This window comes from Sphingopyxis sp. (genome assembly GCF_016463645.1).
Classification (GTDB): Bacteria; Pseudomonadota; Alphaproteobacteria; order Sphingomonadales; family Sphingomonadaceae; genus Sphingopyxis.
This window is the reverse complement of the sequence record NZ_JAEMQX010000021.1, coordinates 13,775-33,665: the sequence shown is the minus strand read 5'-3', so window position 1 is coordinate 33,665 and position 19,891 is coordinate 13,775. Positions and strand designations below refer to the sequence as shown.

Genomic DNA, 19,891 nt, shown 5'->3' with positions numbered 1-19,891 from the left:
TCAGTCCCTCAGATGAAGTTTCATGCCCACGTGGCTCTGCACGAAGCCGAGCCGCGCGTAAAAGCGATGCGCGTCCGTGCGCGCCGCCGATGATGTGAGCTGGACGAGCTTGCAATCGCGCGCACGACATTGATCGACCGCCCAGAGTATCATTCGTTCGCCCAGCCTTTGTCCGCGCAGGTCGGCAACGATGCGAACCGCCTCGATCAGCCCGCGCCAGCTGCCGATGAACGACAATCCGGGCAGGAAACTCAACTGCATCGTCCCGACCACGCGTCCGTCGATCTCGGCGGCGATCAGGCGCTGGTTGGGGTCGCTATCGATCGCTTCGAACGCCGCGACATATCGCGGGTCGGACGGATCCGCCTCGCGCCCCGGCGGAATCGTCTCTTCGGCCAGCATTGCAAGGATCGCGGGAAGATCTGCCGCCGTCGCGTCGCGAAGGACGAGTTCGCTCACTCCGCCGCCTCGATCTTCGCCAGCAGCGCCTCGACCTGAACCTGCGCGCCCGCCGCCGCATTGAGCTCCGCCACCACGCCGTCGAACGGCGCGGTCAGGCTGTGCTCCATCTTCATAGCTTCGAGCGTGAGCAGTTTCTGCCCCTTGGTTACCCGGTCGCCCGCCGCCACTTCGACCGCGATGACCTTGCCGGGCATCGGCGACAGGATCGCGCCGTCGCCGGCCGCGCCGCCCGCACTGCCCTCGGCGCGCCATGGTGTGAGCTGCCACACCGAGCCGCCTTCGGCGACGAGCATTGCCGGCGCCGGCTCCTCGGCGCCGGGGCCGTGCAGTTCGACCTCGACACGCTTGCCGTCGAGCAGGAAGGGGGCGCTGCGCACATCGGGGGCGTTGAGGCGGAACCCCGATTGCAGCGAGCGCGGTACCATCGCCATTGCCGCATTGGTCAGCGCCTGCGCGGTCGGCACCGGCTCTTCGGTCATCGCATCGCCGTCGCGGCCGATCAGGCCGGTATCGACGGTGCCCGCGACGAAATCGGGATGGTCGAGCGCGCCCAACAGGAACGCGGAATTGGTCTTCACTGGCCAGATCGCGCTGTCTTCCAGCATCTCGGACAGCAATTCGCGCGCCTCCTCGCGATCCTCGCCCCACGCGATGACCTTGGCGATCATCGGGTCGTAGAAGGGCGACACTTCGGCACCTTCGTAAACGCCGGTGTCGACGCGGCCGATATGTTCGGGAAGCTGGAAGAGTTCGAGCGTGCCGATCGAAGGCAGGAAACCTTTTGCCGGATCCTCGGCGTAAAGCCGCGCCTCCATCGCCCAGCCGTTGATCGCGAGTTCGCCTTGCGCCAGCGGGATCGGCTCGCTGCTTGCGACACGCAATTGCCATTCGACGAGGTCGACGCCGGTGATCTCCTCGGTCACCGGATGCTCGACCTGCAGGCGCGTGTTCATTTCCATGAACCAGATGCGATCGGCGCGGAGGCCCTCCGAAGCGTCGGCGATAAACTCGATCGTGCCCGCGCCGACATAGTCGACGGCTTTCGCGGCGCGAACGGCGGCCGCGCAAAGCTCGGCGCGCGTCGCTTCGTCCATACCGGGGGCGGGGGCTTCCTCGATCACCTTCTGGTGGCGGCGCTGCAGCGAGCAGTCGCGCTCGAACAGGTGGACGACATTGCCGTGGGTGTCGCCGAACACCTGCACCTCGATATGGCGCGGGGTCAGGATATATTTCTCGATCAGCACATGGTCATTGCCGAACGACGCCGCCGCCTCACGCTGGCACGAGGCGAGCGCGTCGGCGAAGTCCGCTGCGGCGTCGACCTTCCGCATCCCCTTGCCGCCGCCGCCCGCGACCGCCTTGATCAGCACGGGGTAGCCGATCAGCGCGGCCTGTTCGGCGAGGTAGGCGGGGTTCTGATTTTCACCCATATAGCCCGGCGTCACCGGCACCCCGGCATCGGCCATCAGCTTCTTGGCGGCGTCCTTCAGCCCCATCGCGGTGATCGACGATGGCTTCGGCCCGACCCACACGAGCCCGGCATCGGCCACCGCCTGCGCGAACTCGGCATTTTCGGACAGGAAGCCGTACCCGGGGTGGATCGCCTCGGCGCCCGTGGCTTTCGCGGCGGCGATAATCTTCTCGCCGATCAAATAGCTCTCGCGCGCCGGCGACGGTCCGATATGCACCGCCTCGTCGGCTTCGCGCACATGCAGTGCCTTCGCATCGGCGTCCGAATAGACCGCGACGGTGCGGATGCCCATCTCGCGCGCGGTGCGGATGATGCGGCAGGCGATTTCGCCGCGATTGGCGATGAGGAGGGAGGTGATCATGATTCCAGCCGCAAGTTGATCGAGCCGTCGCCGCGATAGGCAATGGCGTCGAAGATGACAGTGAGAAGGCGGTCGAAGCGCTCGCCGATCGCGGCGCGCGATCGGGCGGCATTGGTCCAGGCGATGTCGATGGGGCCGGCCACGACGCCGACCATCAGGTCGAACAGCGCGTCGAGGTTTCCGCCATACCATTCGACGCCCGACGCTTCGCGAAACGCCGTGTGAAACAGGGCCTCGCTGTCGATGATGTCGCCATCAAGATTTACGCTCATCACCATCGTCACATCCTGAACACGCCGAAGCCGCAATCCTCGACCGGGGCGTTCAGCGTTGCGGCGAAGGCCAGTCCGAGCACGTCGCGCGTCTGGGCGGGGTCGATGATGCCATCGTCCCACAGGCGCGCGGTGGCGTGATAGGGGTTGCCTTCGTCCTCATATTTCTGACGGATCGGGGCCTTGAAGGCTTCGGCCTCGTCGGGCGTCCATTTGTCGGCGTCGCGGTGGACCGTCGCGAGCACGCTTGCTGCCTGTTCGCCGCCCATCACGCTGATCCGGCTGTTCGGCCAGCTGAACAGGAAGCGCGGCGAGTAAGCGCGCCCGCACATGCCGTAATTGCCCGCCCCGAAGCTGCCACCGATCAGCACGGTGATCTTCGGCACGGTGGCCGTGGCAACCGCCGTGACGAGCTTCGCGCCATGCTTGGCGATCCCCTCGGCCTCATATTTGCCCCCGACCATGAAGCCGCTGATATTCTGGAGGAAGAGCAGGGGGATGCGCCGCTGCTGTGCCAGTTCGATGAAGTGCGCGCCCTTGACCGCGCTTTCGCTGAACAGCACGCCGTTGTTCGCGAGGATCGCGACCGGGATGCCCCAGATATGCGCGAAGCCGCAGACGAGCGTGCTGCCGTAATTCGCCTTGAACTCGTGAAATTCGCTGGCGTCGACGATGCGCGCAATCACCTCGTGCACATCGTATGGCGCGCGGACGTCGTCGGGAACGACGCCGTAGATTTCCTCGGCGGCATATTTGGGCGGGCGCGGGGCTTTGATCGGCACCTCGAAACCCTTGTCCTCGCCAAGGTGGCTGACGATGTCGCGGACGATCGTCAACGCATGTTCGTCATTCTCTGCAAGGTGGTCGACGACGCCCGATTTCTTCGCGTGCAGGTCGCCGCCGCCGAGATCCTCGGCGCTGATTTCTTCGCCCGTTGCCGCCTTCACCAGCGGGGGGCCGGCGAGGAAGATCGTTCCCTGATTGCGCACGATCACCGTTTCGTCGCTCATCGCGGGGACATAGGCGCCGCCTGCGGTGCAGCTTCCCATCACGCACGCGATTTGCGGGATGCGCTTCGCCGACATATTCGCCTGATTGAAGAAGATGCGCCCGAAATGGTCGCGGTCGGGAAAGACCTGATCCTGATGCGGCAGGTTCGCGCCGCCGCTGTCGACGAGATAGATGCACGGCAGGCGGTTCGCCTCGGCGATCTCCTGCGCGCGAAGATGTTTCTTCACCGTCATCGGATAATAGGTGCCGCCTTTCACCGTCGCGTCGTTGCACACGATCATGCACTGGCGTCCCGACACCTGTCCGATGCCGCAGATCAGCCCCGCGCCGGGCACTTCGCCCTCGTAGAGATCGTTCGCGGCGAGCTGGCCGATTTCGAGGAAGGGCGAGCCCGGATCGAGCAATCGTTCGACGCGTTCCCGCGGCAGCAGCTTGCCGCGGCTCGTATGCCGCTCGCGCGACTTCTCGTTTCCGCCGAGCGCGGCTTCGGCGACCGCCGTCCGCAGCGCGTCGGTCAGCGCGCGGTTATGCGCGCTGCGGGTGCGATATTCGTCGCTGTCCGCATTGATGTTCGTGCCAAGAACCGGTGCGCTCACAGTATCGTCTCTCCTGGAAATCTGTTCGGAACTAACCCGCCGCTCGTCGATTGAAAAGCGCAGCAGGCCGAAAATGGTTGGTATTGAAACCGCTTTTTCACAGGCGTACGCCGTCTGCCTTTCCATGACAAAACAAGGTCGTTCTTATGAAAAAAGCTGTCTTTGCTGTTCTTCTGTCCACCGCCGCAGTTCTTGCGGGTCCCGTCGCCTGCAGTAGCGGGAAGGACAGCTTGGCCGCCTATACGGTCGGCACCGATATCGGGATCAGCAAGGCGGCGATGGATGCCGCCGCGAAGCCCGGCGACGACTTCTACGCCTATGCCAACGGCAATTGGGACAAGGCCACCGAAATCCCGGCCGACCGCTCGTCGATCGGCGCCTTTTATGTCGCGCAGCTCGAAACCGAAAAACGCAACCGCGAGTTGGTCGATACGATCGTAAGGGGCGATGCCGCGCCCGACACCAACGAAGGTCGCATCGCGGCTTTCTACAAGGCCTTCACCAATGTGAAGGCGATCGACGCCGCGGGGATGAAGCCCATTGCCGCCGACCTCGCGCGCTTTGCCGCGATCACCGACAAGGCCGCGCTGTCGAAGGTGCTCGGCGAGCAGCTTCGTGCCGACGTCGACCCGCTCAATGCGACCAATTTCCAGACCGAAAATCTGTTCGGCGTCTTCGTGACGCAGGGGCTCGCGACCCCGGGCGAGGTCATACCCTATCTGCTGCAGGGCGGGCTCGGCATGCCCGAGCGCGAATATTATCTCTCGGCCGATCCCAAGATGGCGAGCATCCGCACCGCCTATCAGGCTTATATCGTCAAACTGCTGACTGCCGCGGGGCAGAGCGATGCCGCCGCGAAGGCGAAGCGCATCTATGATCTCGAGGTCAGGATCGCGAAGGCCCACGCGACGCGCGAACAGAGCGAGGACTTCACCAAGTCGGCCGACGTCTGGGCCAAGGGCGATTTCGCCAAAAAGGCCCCCGGCATTGACTGGCCTGCGTTCATGAGCGCCGCGAAGCTCGACGGGGCGGCGAAGTTCGGCGCCTATCACGCGAACGCGATTACCGGCCTGTCGGCGCTCGTCGCGTCCGAACCGCTCGACGCGTGGAAGGACTGGCTCGCTTTCCACCAGATCAACAGCCATGCCGACGTGCTGCCGAGCGCGATCGATAGCGCACATTTCAGCTTTTACGGCACGACGATGGCGGGCACGCCGCAGCAGCGCGGCCGCGAAAAGCGCGCGCTCGACGCGCTCGACGTCTATCTGGGTGACGCGGTGGGCAAGGCCTATGCCGACAAATATTTTCCCGCCTCCGCCAAGGCCGAAGTCGGTGACATGGTGAAGAACATCAAGGCGGCCTTTGCCACCCGTGTGAACATGATCGACTGGATGGCGCCCGAAACCAAGAAGGAAGCGATCAGGAAGGTCGAGACGATCGCGGTCGGCGTTGGCTACCCCGACACATGGCGCGACTATGGCAGCTACACGGTCGGTGCCGATGCCTATGCGAACGAGGTTGCGGGGCAGAAGGCGGAATATGCGCACCAGCTCGCCAAGATCGGCAAGCCGATGGACAAGGGCGAATGGTGGATGGTTCCGCAGACCGTCAACGCCGTGAACCTGCCGGTCCAGAACGCGCTGAACTTCCCCGCCGCGATCCTTCAGCCGCCCTTCTTCAACGCGAAGGCCGACCCGGCGTTCAACTATGGCGCGATCGGCGCGGTGATCGGGCATGAGATCAGCCACAGCTTCGACAACAACGGCGCGGCGTTCGATTCCACCGGCGCGCTGCGCAACTGGTGGACCCCGGCGGATCTGGCGAAGTTCAACGCCGCCGGCGACGCGCTTGCGGCGCAGTTCGACACCTACAAGCCGTTCCCAGACTTGGCGGTTAACGGCAAGCTGACGCTGGGCGAGAATATCGCCGACGTCGCGGGGCTTCAGGCCGCCTATGATGCATATCGCGCGTCGCTCGGCGGCAAGGAAGCGCCGGTAATCGACGGCTTCACCGGCGATCAGCGCTTCTTCATCGCCTATGCGCAGACGTGGGCGACCAAGATGCGCGCCGAGGCGCTTCGCGCGCGCATCGCGACCGACGGCCATGCGCCGGGCATGTACCGCGCGCTGACGGTGCGCAATCTCGACGCCTGGTACAAGGCGTTCGACGTCAAGGAAGGCGACAAGCTCTACCTTGCGCCCGACAAGCGCGTCCGCGTCTGGGGTTGATGATCGGGGAGGGCGGGGCACTCAGTCGGTCCCGCCCTTGCCACCCGGCTGACCGGGCTTTTCCTTCCGGATCAGGTAACGATAGACGCCCACGCAGTTGATGCCGAGCAGCGCGATATTCTGCCAGCCGATGCCTTCGCTGTCGGGTTGCAGGAAACCCCAGGCGACAAGGGCCATACTGCTTGTCACGAAGATGACGAAGGCCCAGCCGGTCCATCGCCGTCCGAGGTCGAGCGAGACGAGCAGCGCCGCGAGCGTCGCCGCGCCCGCGCCATAATATTGCAGGGCGGTGAGCAGCGTATCGCTCATCGCCGCTCGACCATATTGCTGACCTCGACGAGGTTTCCGTCGGGATCGTGGAAATAGAGCGAGTCGATCGTCCCCGTCGCACCATCGCGCAATCCGCTGTCGATCACGTCGACGCCTTGCTCCGCCAGATGTAGGCGCCAGTCAGCGATCGGCGTGTCGCTCAGCAGGCAGAAATTGCCGCTGCCGGGCACAGTATCGCGCGCGATGCCCGGCGATGCCGCGGCATCCTGCAGGCTGACCTTGTTCGCGCCGAAATGGAGCGAGTATTTGGCCGGTCGCTCCTCGCGCGCGGTCATGCCCAGAACCCGTTCGTAGAAGGCGCGCGTCACGGCGACGTCGCGGACGCACAGCACGATATGGTCGAAGCCTGTGACGCGAAATTCGCTCATAGCTCGCTCGCCGTCGCGCCATGGACATATTCGAGCTTCAGTCCGTCGGGATCGGCAAAGAAGACGGCGTAATAGGTCGGACCATAACGCGGGTAATCGGCGGGCGCGTCGAGGATCGTCGCTCCGATTTCCAGCAATAGCGCGTGCAGACGATCGACGTCCTCCCGGCTGTCGCTTGCCCACGCCAGATGGTGCAGACCGGGGGAATAGCGGTCGTGCGACCGTTTGGCGCCTTCGCCGCGGGCCTTCAAAATGCCGATCGAATGGAAGGGCTCGCCATTACGATCCCAGTCGCTGCCATTGTCATGATCGGCCGAGCGGCGATAGCCGAGGAAACCCAGCACGTTCTCGTAGAAGGCCCGCGAAGCGGCGAGATCGCCGACCGTCAGGTCGATATGATGGACGAGCCCGCGCATGCTCATGCCAACGCGCCGATCAGGGCAAGGATGCCCGCGCCGCTGAGTGCCGGCCAGGCGATGTGTCGGCCCTTCGTATAGGCCGCATTGAACAGCCCGGTGGCCAGCCATCCGCCGCCGATGACGATCAGCAATGCGTCCGGCGTGCCGGGCCATGCGATTGCCGCCGCCGAAATCAGCATCAGCACCGACGTCGCGTGCCATGCGAAGCGGACGATCCGTCGCGTCAACGGATCGGCGAGCGGACCCGCTTCGCCGCGCAGCAACGGCACGATCAGCCGCCGGTAACCAAGCACCGAATGAACCCCGGCCGTCGTCACCATGAAGGCGGCCGACAGCCAGAGCCAGATCACGCGCCGGCGCCGATCAGTTCGCGGCCGATCAGCATCCGGCGGATCTCGTTCGTGCCCGCGCCGATGTCGAGAAGCTTGGCGTCGCGCCAGTAGCGCTCGACCGGCCAATCCTTGGTATAGCCCGCGCCGCCGAGGGCCTGGATCGCCTCGCCCGCGACCTTCACGGCATTCTCGCTCGCGAGCAGGATCGCGCCCGCCGCGTCGAAGCGCGTCGTCTGCCCCGCGTCGCAAGCCTTCGCGACGTTGTAGACATAGGAGCGCGCCGACTGGAGCATGACATACATGTCGGCGACCTTCGCCTGCATGAGCTGGAACGATCCGATCGGCTTGCCGAACTGCTTGCGCTCGCGGACATAGGGAATGACCGTGTCGAGGCACGCCTGCATGATGCCGAGCTGGAGCCCCGCGAGCACGACGCGTTCATAGTCGAGCCCCGACATCAGCACGCCGACGCCGCCATTTTCGGGACCCATCACTTGCTCTTCGGACACTTCGCAATCGGTGAAGACGAGTTCGGCGGTCGGCGAACCGCGCATGCCGACCTTGTCGATCTTCTGCCCGATGGCGAACCCCGGCATGTCCTTTTCGATCAGGAAGGCGGTGATGCCGCGCGATCCCGCCTCGGGGCTCGTCTTCGCATAGACGACCAGCGTGTCGGCGCAGGTCGCGTTGGTGATCCAGAATTTGGTACCGTTGAGGACATAGCCGCCCTGAACCTTGTCGGCCTTGAGCTTCATCGACACGACATCGCTGCCGGCGCCGGCCTCGGACATCGCGAGGCTGCCGACATGTTCGCCGCTGATCAGCTTGGGGAGGTATTTCGCCTTCTGCCCGGCATTGCCCCAGCGGCGGATCTGGTTGACGCATAGGTTCGAATGCGCGCCGTAGGAGAGGCCGATCGCGGCGCTCGCACGGCTGACTTCCTCGACCGCGATGACATGTTCGAGATAGCCGAGCCCGAGCCCGCCGAATTCTTCCTCGACGGTGATGCCGTGCAGGCCGAGTTCGCCCATCTGCGTCCACAGTTCGTCGCGCGGGAACCAGTCTTCCGCGTCGGCCTTGGCGGCGAGCGGGGCAATTTGTTCGTCGGCGAAACGGGCGGTGGTGTCACGGATCATGTCGGCGGTTTCGCCGAGAGCGAAATCGAAATCGGGGGTGGCGCGCATGGATTACCTATCGATCTGGGAGCAGGACAGGCCGCGATACTGCATCAAATTTCAGCCATAGGGAAATTGAAACGAATGACGGTTTGGCATAAGTAAAATCTATGATTAAGCGTGCCCATATCCGTCAGTTCCTTGCCGTGGTCGATGCGGGCAGTTTTACGCAGGCGGCGCTGCGGATTCGCGTCACCCAGCCGGCGCTGTCGACCGGCATCGCCGAGCTCGAAAAGCTGGTCGGCACGCCGCTTTTCATCCGCAACCGCCGCCAGATCAGACTGACCGAGGCGGGCGGCCGCTTTCTGCCGATCGCGCGCGATCTCGAACGCGGCTTTCGCGCTGCCGACAATTTCGACCGTGAAAGCGACCGTCATGCGAGCGAGCTCAAGCTCGGAGTCATCCGCTCGGTGCCGGCCGAGCTGTTGCAACAGGTCGCGGCGGCGCTACGCCCCGGTTTCGCCATCGAGCTGATCGAAAACAGCGACTCCGAGCTGCGGGCCGCGCTCGGCAGCGGTCGCATCAGCATGGCGCTTGTTCCGCTGCGTGCGGGCGAACGCGGCGATCATGTGACATCGCTCTACGAAGAGCCGCTTGCGATGTTCATTGCGTCGGATCATCCGCTCGCGGGGCGGATCGAGGTCGGGCCCGAGGAGCTTGCCGCCGAGACGATGATCGCGCGTCGCTCATGCGAATTTCTCGACGCGACGAGCCGTTTCTTCACGCGCCACGGCGTCCGTCCGCGCTTTGCGCTGCGCAGCGAAAGCGACGAGCGTTGCCTGCGCATGGTCGCCGCCGGAATCGGGATCACCACTGCGCCGGTCTCGCTCGCGATAGATGGCATCGTTCCGCTCAAGGTCGCGGGTTATGATTTTCGCCGCGAGCTGGGGCTGATCGCCGATCCGGCGTGGGCGGCATTGCCCGAGGTCGCGCCGCAACTCGCCCATGCGCTCGAAACGATCGGCGCCATCGCGGCCGAGTGGCGGCGGACGAAGGTCGAGGCCACCGCATGATCCGGCGCCTCACAAGTCTGGCTTGGCCCCCCGAAAGGCCATACAGCTTGCCCGCCGTCATGAGGGGCGGCAAGGGCGGGGCATGACCGATACGCTGACTCATCTCGACCGGCTCGAGGCCGAGAGCATCCATATCATGCGCGAAGTGATGGCCGACGCGGCCAAGCCCGTGATGCTCTACAGCGTGGGCAAGGACAGCGCGGTGATGCTCCATCTCGCGCGCAAGGCCTTCTATCCCTCGCCGCCGCCATTCCCTTTGCTCCATGTCGATACGACCTGGAAGTTCAAGGCCATGTATGAACTGCGCGACCGCATGGCGGCCGAAAGCGGCATGGAGCTTATCGTATATCAGAATCCCGAAGCCAAGGAACGCGGGATCAACCCGTTCGACCATGGTCCGCTGCACACCGACATGTGGAAGACCGAGGGGCTGAAGCAGGCACTCGACCTCCACGGCTTCGATGTCGCCTTCGGCGGCGCGCGCCGCGACGAGGAAAAAAGCCGCGCGAAGGAGCGCATCTTTTCCTTCCGCACCGCGAGCCACGGCTGGGACCCGAAGAAGCAGCGCCCCGAACTGTGGAACCTCTACAACGCGCGCAAGGCGAAGGGGGAGAGCATCCGCGTCTTCCCGATCTCGAACTGGACCGAACTCGACATCTGGCAATATATCGCGCGCGAAAATATCCCGATCGTCCCGCTCTATTTCGCCGCGCCGCGCCCGACGGTGGAGCGCGACGGCCTCCTGCTGATGGTCGACGACGACCGCTTCCCGCTGCTTCCCGGCGAGACACCTGTCGAACGTTCGGTGCGCTTCCGCACCCTCGGCTGCTATCCGCTCACCGGGGCGGTCGAGAGCGGGGCAACGACCCTGTCCGAAGTCATCCAGGAAATGCTGCTCACCACGACCAGCGAACGTCAGGGGCGCATCATCGACAAGGATGGCGGTGACGCGAGCATGGAGAAGAAGAAGCAGGAGGGGTATTTCTGATGACCGATCCTGTTTACGTCACCGACGCGCTGATCGCCGAGGATATCGATGCCTATCTCGCGCAACATCAGCAGAAATCGTTGCTGCGTTTCATCACCTGCGGCTCGGTCGACGACGGCAAATCCACGCTGATCGGCCGCCTGCTCTATGACTCGAAGATGATCTTCGAGGACCAGCTCGCCGCGCTGGAAGCCGACAGCAAGCGCGTCGGCACGCAGGGGCAGGAGATCGATTTCGCACTGCTCGTCGACGGCCTCGCCGCCGAGCGCGAACAGGGGATCACTATCGACGTCGCCTATCGCTTTTTCACGACCGAAAAGCGCAAGTTCATCGTCGCCGACACCCCGGGGCACGAACAATATACGCGCAACATGGTGACCGGCGCCTCGACTGCCGACCTCGCCGTCATCCTGATCGACGCGCGCAAGGGCGTGCTCACGCAGACGCGCCGCCACAGCTTCCTCGCGCACCTGCTCGGCATCCGCCATATCGTGCTCGCGGTGAACAAGATGGACCTCGTCGGCTACGACAAGGCCGTGTTCGATCGCATCACGCTGGCGTATCGCGCCTTCGCGAGCGAGATCGGCATCACGAACTTCACCGCGATTCCGATCTCGGGCTTCAAGGGCGACAATATCACCGCGCTCTCGGACAACACGCCGTGGTTCAAGGGGCCCGCGCTGATCGAACATCTCGAAAATGTAGAGATCGGAGCCGCCGCCGACGAAGCCAAGCCGTTCCGCCTGCCGGTGCAATGGGTCAACCGTCCGAACCTCGATTTCCGCGGCTTCTCGGGCCAGCTTGCGAGCGGCAAGGTCCGGCCCGGCGACGCGGTGCGCATCCTGCCGAGCGGCAAGACCACGACCGTCGACCGCATCGTCACCCTCGACGGCGACCTCGATGAAGCCGTTGCAGGCCAGTCGGTCACACTGACGCTCGCTGACGAGGTCGATTGCTCGCGCGGCGACGTGATCGCCGCCGCCGACGCGCCGCCCGAGGCAGCCGACCAGTTCGAGGCGACTTTGGTGTGGATGGCCGACGAGGCGATGATCGCGGGCCGCGCCTATTGGCTCAAACTCGCGACGCAGAGCGTCTCGGCGACGATCCAGCAACCGAAGTACGAAATCAACGTCAACACGCTCGACCATCTCGCGGCGAAGACGCTCGACCTCAACGGCATCGGCGTCGTCGAACTGTCGACCGACAAGCCGATCACCTTCGAAGCCTATGGCGATAATCGGACGCTCGGTGGCTTCATCCTGATCGACAAGCTCACCAACGCGACCGTCGCCGCGGGCATGCTGCACTTCAGCCTGCGCCGCGCACAGAATGTCCATTGGCAGGCGACCGACATCGACCGCGACATGCGCGCGAACCTCAAGAACCAGCGGCCCGCGCTGCTGTGGTTCACCGGCCTGTCGGGATCGGGCAAGTCGACGATCGCGAACCTCGTCGAAAAGAAGCTGCACCGGATGAACCGCCACAGCTTCCTGCTCGACGGCGACAATGTCCGCCACGGCCTCAATCGCGACCTCGGCTTCACCGAGGCCGACCGGATCGAGAATATCCGGCGGGTAGGCGAGGTCGCCAAGCTGATGAGCGACGCCGGGCTGATCGTCATCACCGCCTTCATCTCGCCCTTCCGCGCCGAGCGCGAAATGGTGCGCGGCATGCTGCCCGAGGGCGAGTTTATCGAGGTGTTTATCGACACCCCGCTCGCCGAGGCCGAGCGCCGCGACGTGAAGGGCCTCTACAAAAAGGCGCGCGCCGGACAGCTCAAGAACTTCACCGGGATCGACAGCCCCTATGAGGCGCCCGAAAATCCGGAGATCCGCATCGACACGACCGCGATGACGCCCGAAGAGGCGGCGGATCTGATCATCGATCGCTTGCTGGGATAGATATGACTGCGGGGGAAACGGATGAACAGCTCGCTGAAAGGCTCGCCGCAGCCGCGGGGCTGATGCTGCTTGATCTTCAAATATCGGGCAAATTTGTCGGCAAGTCGCTCGGTCAGGCGGGCGACGCGCGGGCCAATGCGATGCTGATGCGCGAACTCCGTGCCGCGCGCCCCGACGATGCCATCCTTTCCGAGGAGGAAAAGGACAATATCGTTCGCTGCGACAACAGGCGCGCGTGGATCGTCGATCCGCTCGACGGCACGCGCGAATATAGCGAAGGGCGCAGCGACTGGGCGGTGCATGTCGCGCTCGCGATAGAGGGCGTTCCGACGGTCGGCGCCGTGGCGCTGCCGGGGCTGGGCCTGACGCTGACCTCGGGTTCACCGAAGCCGCTCGAGCCCGCCAATGTCCCGCTCAAAATGCTGGTGAGCCGCACGCGGCCTGCCGCCGAAGCCGTCCATGTCGCGGAAAAGATGGGCGCCGAACTGCTCGCCATGGGGTCGGCAGGTGCCAAGGCGATGGCTGTGGTGCGCGGCGAGGCCGACATCTACCTTCATACCGGCGGGCAATATGAATGGGACAATTGCGCCCCGGCCGCAGTAGCGATTGCCGCAGGCCTGCACGTCAGCCGCGTCGACGGATCGCCGCTCGTCTATAATTGTGCCGACCCCTATCTCCCCGATCTGCTGATCTGCCGGATGGAGCTGGCCGAAGAGGTGCTGCGCCTCGCCGCACAATATTCGCCAGCCGGGTAGGGCCGCTGCCATTCCGGGCGGGCCGCACATTTCGTTCTTGGCTGGCCGTTCACCAGAGGCCATGAGGAAGCATGATCGACCCTTCATCGTGGCTTCTGCCGCTGTCCATCGCGCTTGCACCGGCAGCAGCCGATCCTGATCGCTTCACCGATGGTGGCGTGACATATATTCTTTATGCCGACACCTACCGTCAGGTGGATGACGAGGTACGGCAAATCGGCTTTTCACTCGAAATGACCGAGGCTGAAGGTGCGCCGGGCAATGCCGTCGCCATGAATGGCGTCGTTCAGGTAAACTGCGGCACGCGCGGCGCTCGCATGGTCGGCCCGCAGCTATTCGACGACAAAAATCAGCCCATCGCCACCGATGTGTCAGGCCCGGACCATAGCTCGCCTTGGGAAGAGTTGGGAGCAACCGCTTCGGACCAGCATCTTTACCGCAGGGTCTGCGAGCGGGAAAAATCGGCGCCATAGCGCCGGGGTGCATCGACCGCAGTCGGTACCCGGACTAAATGCCAGCGTCGCCGGATCGAACGCCGGTTGCCAGCCGGTGCGACACGCCCTAATCCGTTGCATCGAAAAACCGAATACGGGAGATGTGCGATGATCGACCTGCCTGAAACCAACCTCACCATGCTGACGCTCGTGAAGCCCGAAGGGCAACTCGAAGTCTCGCTCGAGCGCCGTCCGATGCCGAAACCGAAGCCGAACGAAGTGCTGGTGAAGGTGCTCGCCGCGCCGATCAACCCGTCGGATCTCGGCCTGCTGTTCGGCGGCGCCGACATGTCGACCGCGCGCGCCTCGACCCGCGAAGGCCTGCCCGTCATCACCGCCGACATCCCGCCTGCCGGCATGCGCGCAATGGCGGGCCGCGTCGGTGATGCGCTCGCGATCGGCAACGAAGGCTGCGGCACCGTTGTCGCGGCAGGGGATACGCCTGAGGCACAGGCGCTGCTCGGCAAGACCGTCGCGCTGCTCGGCGGCGAGATGTATGCCGAATATCGCTGCCTGCCCGTGCAGATGGTGATGCCGCTGCCCGACGGTACCGATCCCGCCGACGGCGCGTCCTGCTTCGTCAACCCGCTCACCAGCCTCGCATTCACCGAAACGATGCGGATGGAGAACCACAGCGCGATCGTTCATACGGCCGCCGCCTCGAACCTCGGCCAGATGCTCGTCAAGATTTGCGCGAAGGACGGCATTCCGCTCGTCAACATCGTGCGCAGCGACGCGCAGGTCGAAATCCTGAAGGGCATCGGCGCGAAACATATCGTCAACAGCGGCGCCGACGATTTCATGGAGCGCCTCGTCGATGCGATCGCCGAAACCGGCGCGACGCTCGGTTTCGATGCGACCGGCGGCGGCAAGCTCGCGGGCCAGATACTGACCGCGATGGAAGCCGCTGCCGTGCGGAAGATGACGATCTACAGCCGCTATGGCTCGGACACGTTCAAGCAGGTCTATATCTATGGCGCGCTCGATCTGTCGCCGACCACTTTCTCGGCGCGCAGCTTCGGACTGACCTGGGCTCTCGGCGGCTTCCTGCTGACGCCCTTCATGGCGAAGGCGGGCATGGAAACGGTGGGGCGGATGCGCAAACGCGTCGTTGATGAGCTCACGACCACTTTCAAGAGCCATTACAGTCACGAGGTCTCGCTGACCGACGCGCTCGATATCGATACGGCGCAGGCGTACAACGCGAAGCGTACGGGCGAGAAATATCTGATCAGGCCGCACGGCTGATCGAGAAAAGCCCGTCCTGCAAAGTCGAGCTGTGTTTCATCCTCGCGGATGGAGCCCGGCCGATCATATTGTCGCTTCCTTGGCGAAAGCCGGGGTTTGCAGCAGAGGGCGGGGGCTAAAGCCACAAAAGCCACAATCCGAACGTGTGCATGCGTGGTTTTGTGGCTTTATCACCGCGGGAAATACCATTCCCGAATGAAGTCAGCCGGAATTCCGCCGTTTTCCGAATCAGCGCTTCATGCACTGGCGCACGTCGTCGCGCTTGTATTCGCTGCAATTCCACAGCGCCTTTTCAAACCCGGCCTTGTCGTCGCGGAGGTAGGAAAAGCTCATCGCCGAGCGCTGCGTGTCGCTCATGGCGTCGCTGTCCGGCTTGAGGGTCGGATTGGTCCAGCCCATGAACTTGCAATAGGGCTTGTCGCCGCACAGCCGCAGCGCCGTGGTGACGAAGCTTTCGGGCGCCGCCTTGCGGTCGAGCTGGGTATAAATCGTGTCGCGGCCTGCGCTTTCGCCGGCGCCCGTCACGACGCGTGCTTCGCCGACCGCGGCATTGGCGTCGACACCCGCGGCAATCTCGGCCGGCAATCCCAGCGCGATCGCATGCAGCGGCGATATCGCCGCGAGCTTCGCCACCGGCCCGTCGCTCCCCGACACCGTGCCGCGGAACGCGCCCTGGGTACCCCAGAAACCCGGCCAGCGGAAAAAGAGATGCGTGTCGACGATCGCAATCTTCTCGAGGCTGTCGCTCCAATAGGGGCGAACCCAGTCGGTGTGGTAATGGGTGGCGAGCCCGACCGGCGGATAGGTTCCGCCTGACAGCATCAGATCGGCGTTGTTGCGTGCCCGCTGCCACGCCGCATCCGAATAGCGGCGGTTCAATGCACCGTCGCAGGTGAAGGTGAACTGGCACCCCGTGGTGCGTTCGGATCCCTGGAACACGACGCCGCAGATCGATTTGGGAAAGGCGGGGTGGCGTGCGCGATTGATGACGACCTGACCCACCGCCTGCTGTCCCTTGGCGTCGTCGCCGGCCTCGTAAAGCATTGCCGCGGCAAGACAGTCACGAGCGCGAGCTTTTGCGTCGCCGCCACCGGCATAGACGAAGGGGCGCGCCGCGACGAAACCCTTGGTGACCAGCGCGACTTCGGCATTCTGCGCGCGCGCGTCGTCCTGCGTCACCGGGGCGAGTTCCATGGGCTGGACTTCGGGGACGACATCGGCGGGCGGCGCGACCGGGTGTGTGTGCGCGTGGCGGCTGCCATTGCCCGCCGGCTGGCTCGCGAAGAGTACCGCAACGACCGCTGCGACCGCGATCAGGACGAACAGCCAGCCCGTCCAGTCGCGCAGCAGCGGCACTGCCCGATCGCCTTCAAGGCGCATGGCGCGGAGTCAGATTTCCGGCAGGAAATCGGGAACCGACAGATAGCGCTCGCCAGTGTCGTAGTTGAAACCGAGCACGCGGCTACCCGGCGGCAGTTCGCCGAGCTTTTGCGCAATCGCCGCCAGTGTCGCGCCCGACGAGATACCGACGAGCATGCCTTCCTCGGTCGCGGCGCGGCGCGCGAAATCCTTGGCATCGGCGGCGTCGACCTTGATCACGCCGTCGAGAAGGTCGGTATGGAGGTTGCGCGGAATGAAGCCCGCTCCGATGCCCTGGATCGGGTGCGGTCCGGGCTGGCCCCCCGAAATCACCGGCGACAGCTCGGGTTCGACCGCATAGACCTTCAGATTGGGCCAATGCTGCTTCAGGAACTGCGCAGTCCCGGTGATATGGCCGCCGGTGCCGACGCCGGTGATCAGCACGTCGATGGGGCTGTCCTTGAAATCGGCAAGGATTTCAGGGCCGGTCGTACGGACATGGACGTCGATATTCGCCTCATTCTCGAACTGCTGCGGCATCCATGCGCCCGGGGTCGTTTCGACGAGCTCGATCGCACGCTCGATCGCTCCCTTCATCCCCTTTTCGCGGGGCGTCAGGTCGAAGGTCGCGCCATAGGCGAGCATCAGCCGGCGGCGTTCGACCGACATGCTTTCGGGCATGACGAGGATGAGCTTGTAGCCCTTGACCGCGGCCGCCATCGCGAGGCCGATGCCGGTATTGCCCGACGTCGGCTCGACGATGGTGCCGCCGGCTTTCAGGCTGCCGTCGCGTTCGGCCGCCTCGATCATCGCGAGGCCGATTCGATCCTTGATCGATCCACCGGGATTGCTGCGTTCCGACTTCACCCAGACTTCGGCGTCGGGGAACAGCTTGGCGACACGGATGTGTGGTGTGTTCCCGATGGTATCGAGGATCGAATTGGCTTTCATGATCGGTGCGCTCTCTCTTTGAACTCGAAACGCGGGTCGCGGCGGACGCGATTTGGCCAGTCGCCGGCGCGGAGCCAGCGTGCCTCGTCCGCCGGCACCGGCGTCGGCGCGGGTTGTAACGATGCCAGCAGATACTGTCCATAAGGCCAGTCGCCGATGCCCGATTCGGCGTTGATATGGCCAAAGGGGCCGGCGTTGACGAAGCGCGCGTCCCAGTGCCGCGACAGGCGCCAGACATGCGCGGTCCTGGCGTAGGGATCGTCATCGCTGGCGACGACGATCATCGGCACCTGCGACGATAGTGCGGGTGAGTCGGTGAAGCTCGCGACCCGCGCGTCGCGGCGCAGCTGCGAGAGGTCGGGCGGCGCGACGAGCAATGCGCCGGCGATGCGGTCACGGGCAACGCTGCTCGCCGCGGCGAACCAGTGCGCAAAGGCGTGGCAGCCGAGGCTGTGCGCGGCGATGAGGACGGGCTCGTGCTCGGCGTCGATCGCGTCGGCGATCCGCTCGACCCACTGGTCCTTCAGCGGTTCGTCCCAGCTGCCGAGCTCGACACGTTCGCAGTCGGCAAAACTGCGCTCCCACAGGCTCTGCCAGTGGGTGGGGCCGCTGTTGTAGAGACCCGGTATGGTCAGGATTTTATGGCGGATATTCGAATTGTTCATGGCGGTCGCTCCATCGGGGGAGAGAGGGGGAACCGCGGTGACGGGTGAGTCTTCAATAACTCAACTAAATAAATTGACAATAGCTTTCGGGTAAAATGAGTGGTGCGCGCGGCAAGCGGTGCCGGCGCTAGTCGTTCGCTTGCCTGAACTGCGGTTCGAAGGTTCTGGCACGCCGCAGCTCCGGGAAGATCCAGGCCCACAGCGCGGTCACCCCGACCGCCGCGGCGCCGCCGACGACGACGGCGCTGATCGGGCCGAGCGCGGCCGCCATCGCGCCGGCGCGCATCTCGCCAAGCTCGTTCGACGCCGAAATCGCGAGCCCCGACGCGGCACTGACGCGGCCGCGCATATGATCGGGGGTGTTGAGCTGGATCAGCGTACCGCGCACGAAAACCGAGAACATGTCCGCCGCGCCCATGAGCACGAGCACGCCAAGCGACAGGATCAGGTTGGTTGAAAGTCCGAACGCAACAGTGCCGGCACCGAACACCGCAACCGCCCACAGCATCTTCACGCCGACATTGCGTTCGATCGGGCGGATGGCGAGGCCGACCGCGACCGCGACCGAGCCCGCCGCGACGGCGGCGCGCATCAGCCCCGCGCCTTCGGGCCCGGCGTGCAATATGTCCCGCGCGAAGACCGGGAACATCGCGGTCGCGCCCGCGAGCAGGACTGCGAACAGATCGAGCGTGATCGTCCCCAGCAGGAAGCGCTCGACCCACACGAAGCGCAGCCCGTCGACCATTTCGCGAAGCGGGTGGCGGCGAACTTCGGCGGGCGGCGGCAGGACGGGCCGCACGCGGCTGAGCGTGAACGCGGAAATGGCAAGGAGAAGCGCGGAGAAGACGTAGACCGCTCCCGGGTGTGCGGCATAGATCAGCCCGCCGGCTGCCGGCCCGACCACCGACGCCGATTGCCAGGCGATGCTGCTCATCGCGATCGCGCGCGGCAGGACAGCAGGCGGGACGATATTCGGCGCGATCGCGCTCATCGCCGGGCCCGAGAAGACGCGTGCGACGCCGTGGAGCGCGGCAAGGCCGAAGAGCAGCGGCAGGGTCAGGCCGTCCGCCCAGGTAAGCCACCCGAGCGTTGCGGCGATGAGGAGGTCGATGAGGTTCGAAAAGATCGCGACGCTGCGCCGCTCGAACCGGTCGGCCGCCCAGCCGGCGACGGGGGTGAGGATCGCAAGCGGGACGAACTGGAACAGGCCGAGCAGCCCCAGTTGGAACGAGGCTTCCTTGATCGACATGCCATAGTCGGTGCGCGCGGTGTCGTAGAGCTGATAGCCTATGACGACCACCATCGCGATCGTAGCCATCACTGCGGTGAATCGCGCGACCCAGAAATAGCGGAAGTCGGGATAGCTGAGCGGGGAGGGGGCTTTGGGCGTCGCCTCCGGCATCACCGGTTCTACGCCTTCGGGGGGAGGGATCGTCGCCATTGCCGATCGCCGTAGTCCGCTTTTCGTTGCTGTCCAGATGGCATAGCTTTG

Annotated in this window: 20 protein-coding genes; 7 read left to right on the top strand and 13 right to left on the bottom strand. The window is 64.7% G+C overall.

Features of this window, described 5'->3' with window-relative positions; all coding sequences use genetic code 11:
- From JHC57_RS07080 to JHC57_RS07065, 4 genes are read right to left on the bottom strand one after another with little or no spacing between them, the layout of a single operon-like run.
- The gene (locus JHC57_RS07080) at positions 1-459 is read right to left on the bottom strand and encodes a GNAT family N-acetyltransferase (RefSeq protein ID WP_294029305.1); all 459 of its coding nucleotides are present in this window, start codon (positions 457-459) and stop codon (positions 1-3) included.
- Positions 456-2,294 (bottom strand): biotin carboxylase N-terminal domain-containing protein, encoded by a 1,839-nt coding sequence (locus JHC57_RS07075; protein WP_294029304.1) that lies wholly within the window; start codon positions 2,292-2,294, stop codon positions 456-458. Before JHC57_RS07075 ends, JHC57_RS07080 begins: the two co-directional genes overlap by 4 nt.
- A complete protein-coding gene (locus JHC57_RS07070) occupies positions 2,291-2,572 on the bottom strand; it encodes a barstar family protein (protein WP_294029303.1) in 282 nt (93 codons plus the stop codon). The genes JHC57_RS07075 and JHC57_RS07070 overlap by 4 nt, the downstream gene beginning before the upstream one ends.
- A 2-nt stretch (positions 2,573-2,574) precedes the next feature.
- Entirely contained in the window at positions 2,575-4,173 is a 1,599-nt protein-coding gene (locus tag JHC57_RS07065) for a carboxyl transferase domain-containing protein (protein ID WP_294029302.1), read from the bottom strand.
- A gap of 230 nt (positions 4,174-4,403) precedes the next feature.
- Between JHC57_RS07065 and JHC57_RS07060 the strand changes: the two genes are divergently transcribed.
- The gene (locus JHC57_RS07060) at positions 4,404-6,401 is read left to right on the top strand and encodes a M13 family metallopeptidase (RefSeq protein ID WP_366928532.1); all 1,998 of its coding nucleotides are present in this window, start codon (positions 4,404-4,406) and stop codon (positions 6,399-6,401) included.
- Positions 6,402-6,422: 21 nt separating this feature from the next.
- Here JHC57_RS07060 and JHC57_RS07055 read toward each other — a convergent pair whose 3' ends face one another.
- The 5 genes from JHC57_RS07055 to JHC57_RS07035 are packed head-to-tail and all read right to left on the bottom strand — an operon-like array spanning position 6,423 to position 9,034.
- Complete coding sequence (locus JHC57_RS07055) at positions 6,423-6,710, bottom strand: hypothetical protein (RefSeq protein ID WP_294029300.1); 288 nt, start codon at positions 6,708-6,710, stop codon at positions 6,423-6,425.
- A complete protein-coding gene (locus JHC57_RS07050; RefSeq protein ID WP_294029299.1) occupies positions 6,707-7,099 on the bottom strand; it encodes a VOC family protein in 393 nt (130 codons plus the stop codon). Before JHC57_RS07050 ends, JHC57_RS07055 begins: the two co-directional genes overlap by 4 nt.
- Positions 7,096-7,521 (bottom strand): VOC family protein, encoded by a 426-nt coding sequence (locus JHC57_RS07045; protein ID WP_294029298.1) that lies wholly within the window; start codon positions 7,519-7,521, stop codon positions 7,096-7,098. The genes JHC57_RS07050 and JHC57_RS07045 overlap by 4 nt, the downstream gene beginning before the upstream one ends.
- A complete protein-coding gene (locus tag JHC57_RS07040) occupies positions 7,518-7,868 on the bottom strand; it encodes a hypothetical protein (protein ID WP_294029297.1) in 351 nt (116 codons plus the stop codon). Before JHC57_RS07040 ends, JHC57_RS07045 begins: the two co-directional genes overlap by 4 nt.
- Positions 7,865-9,034, bottom strand: a complete 1,170-nt coding sequence (locus JHC57_RS07035) for an isovaleryl-CoA dehydrogenase (protein WP_294029296.1) — start codon at positions 9,032-9,034, stop codon at positions 7,865-7,867. Before JHC57_RS07035 ends, JHC57_RS07040 begins: the two co-directional genes overlap by 4 nt.
- 101 nt (positions 9,035-9,135) lie before the next feature.
- On the opposite strand from JHC57_RS07035, the gene JHC57_RS07030 reads away from it, so the two are divergent.
- From JHC57_RS07030 to JHC57_RS07005, 6 genes are all read left to right on the top strand, one after another.
- The gene (locus tag JHC57_RS07030; RefSeq protein ID WP_294029295.1) at positions 9,136-10,038 is read left to right on the top strand and encodes a LysR family transcriptional regulator; all 903 of its coding nucleotides are present in this window, start codon (positions 9,136-9,138) and stop codon (positions 10,036-10,038) included.
- Entirely contained in the window at positions 9,971-11,026 is a 1,056-nt protein-coding gene (cysD, locus tag JHC57_RS07025; protein ID WP_294029294.1) for a sulfate adenylyltransferase subunit CysD, read from the top strand. The genes JHC57_RS07030 and cysD overlap by 68 nt, the downstream gene beginning before the upstream one ends.
- Positions 11,026-12,927, top strand: coding sequence for a sulfate adenylyltransferase subunit CysN (cysN, locus tag JHC57_RS07020; RefSeq protein WP_294029293.1), 1,902 nt, complete (start codon positions 11,026-11,028; stop codon positions 12,925-12,927). Before cysD ends, cysN begins: the two co-directional genes overlap by 1 nt.
- A 2-nt stretch (positions 12,928-12,929) precedes the next feature.
- The gene (locus tag JHC57_RS07015) at positions 12,930-13,682 is read left to right on the top strand and encodes a 3'(2'),5'-bisphosphate nucleotidase CysQ (RefSeq protein ID WP_294029292.1); all 753 of its coding nucleotides are present in this window, start codon (positions 12,930-12,932) and stop codon (positions 13,680-13,682) included.
- A gap of 71 nt (positions 13,683-13,753) precedes the next feature.
- Entirely contained in the window at positions 13,754-14,155 is a 402-nt protein-coding gene (locus JHC57_RS07010) for a hypothetical protein (protein WP_294029291.1), read from the top strand.
- A gap of 129 nt (positions 14,156-14,284) precedes the next feature.
- Complete coding sequence (locus JHC57_RS07005; protein WP_294029290.1) at positions 14,285-15,424, top strand: zinc-binding dehydrogenase; 1,140 nt, start codon at positions 14,285-14,287, stop codon at positions 15,422-15,424.
- Between the two features lie 228 nt (positions 15,425-15,652).
- Here the strand turns inward: JHC57_RS07005 and JHC57_RS07000 are convergent, their stop codons facing one another.
- The 4 genes from JHC57_RS07000 to JHC57_RS06985 all read right to left on the bottom strand — a co-directional run bounded on the left by JHC57_RS07000 (position 15,653) and on the right by JHC57_RS06985 (position 19,840).
- Positions 15,653-16,780, bottom strand: coding sequence for a cell wall hydrolase (locus JHC57_RS07000; protein ID WP_294029289.1), 1,128 nt, complete (start codon positions 16,778-16,780; stop codon positions 15,653-15,655).
- A 33-nt stretch (positions 16,781-16,813) separates the two neighbouring features.
- Positions 16,814-17,734 (bottom strand): cysteine synthase A, encoded by a 921-nt coding sequence (gene cysK / locus JHC57_RS06995; protein ID WP_294029288.1) that lies wholly within the window; start codon positions 17,732-17,734, stop codon positions 16,814-16,816.
- Complete coding sequence (locus JHC57_RS06990) at positions 17,731-18,399, bottom strand: alpha/beta hydrolase (RefSeq protein ID WP_294029287.1); 669 nt, start codon at positions 18,397-18,399, stop codon at positions 17,731-17,733. The genes cysK and JHC57_RS06990 overlap by 4 nt, the downstream gene beginning before the upstream one ends.
- Positions 18,400-18,526: 127 nt before the next feature.
- Positions 18,527-19,840, bottom strand: a complete 1,314-nt coding sequence (locus JHC57_RS06985) for an MFS transporter (RefSeq protein ID WP_294029286.1) — start codon at positions 19,838-19,840, stop codon at positions 18,527-18,529.
- Between the last annotated feature and the right edge of the window lie 51 nt (positions 19,841-19,891).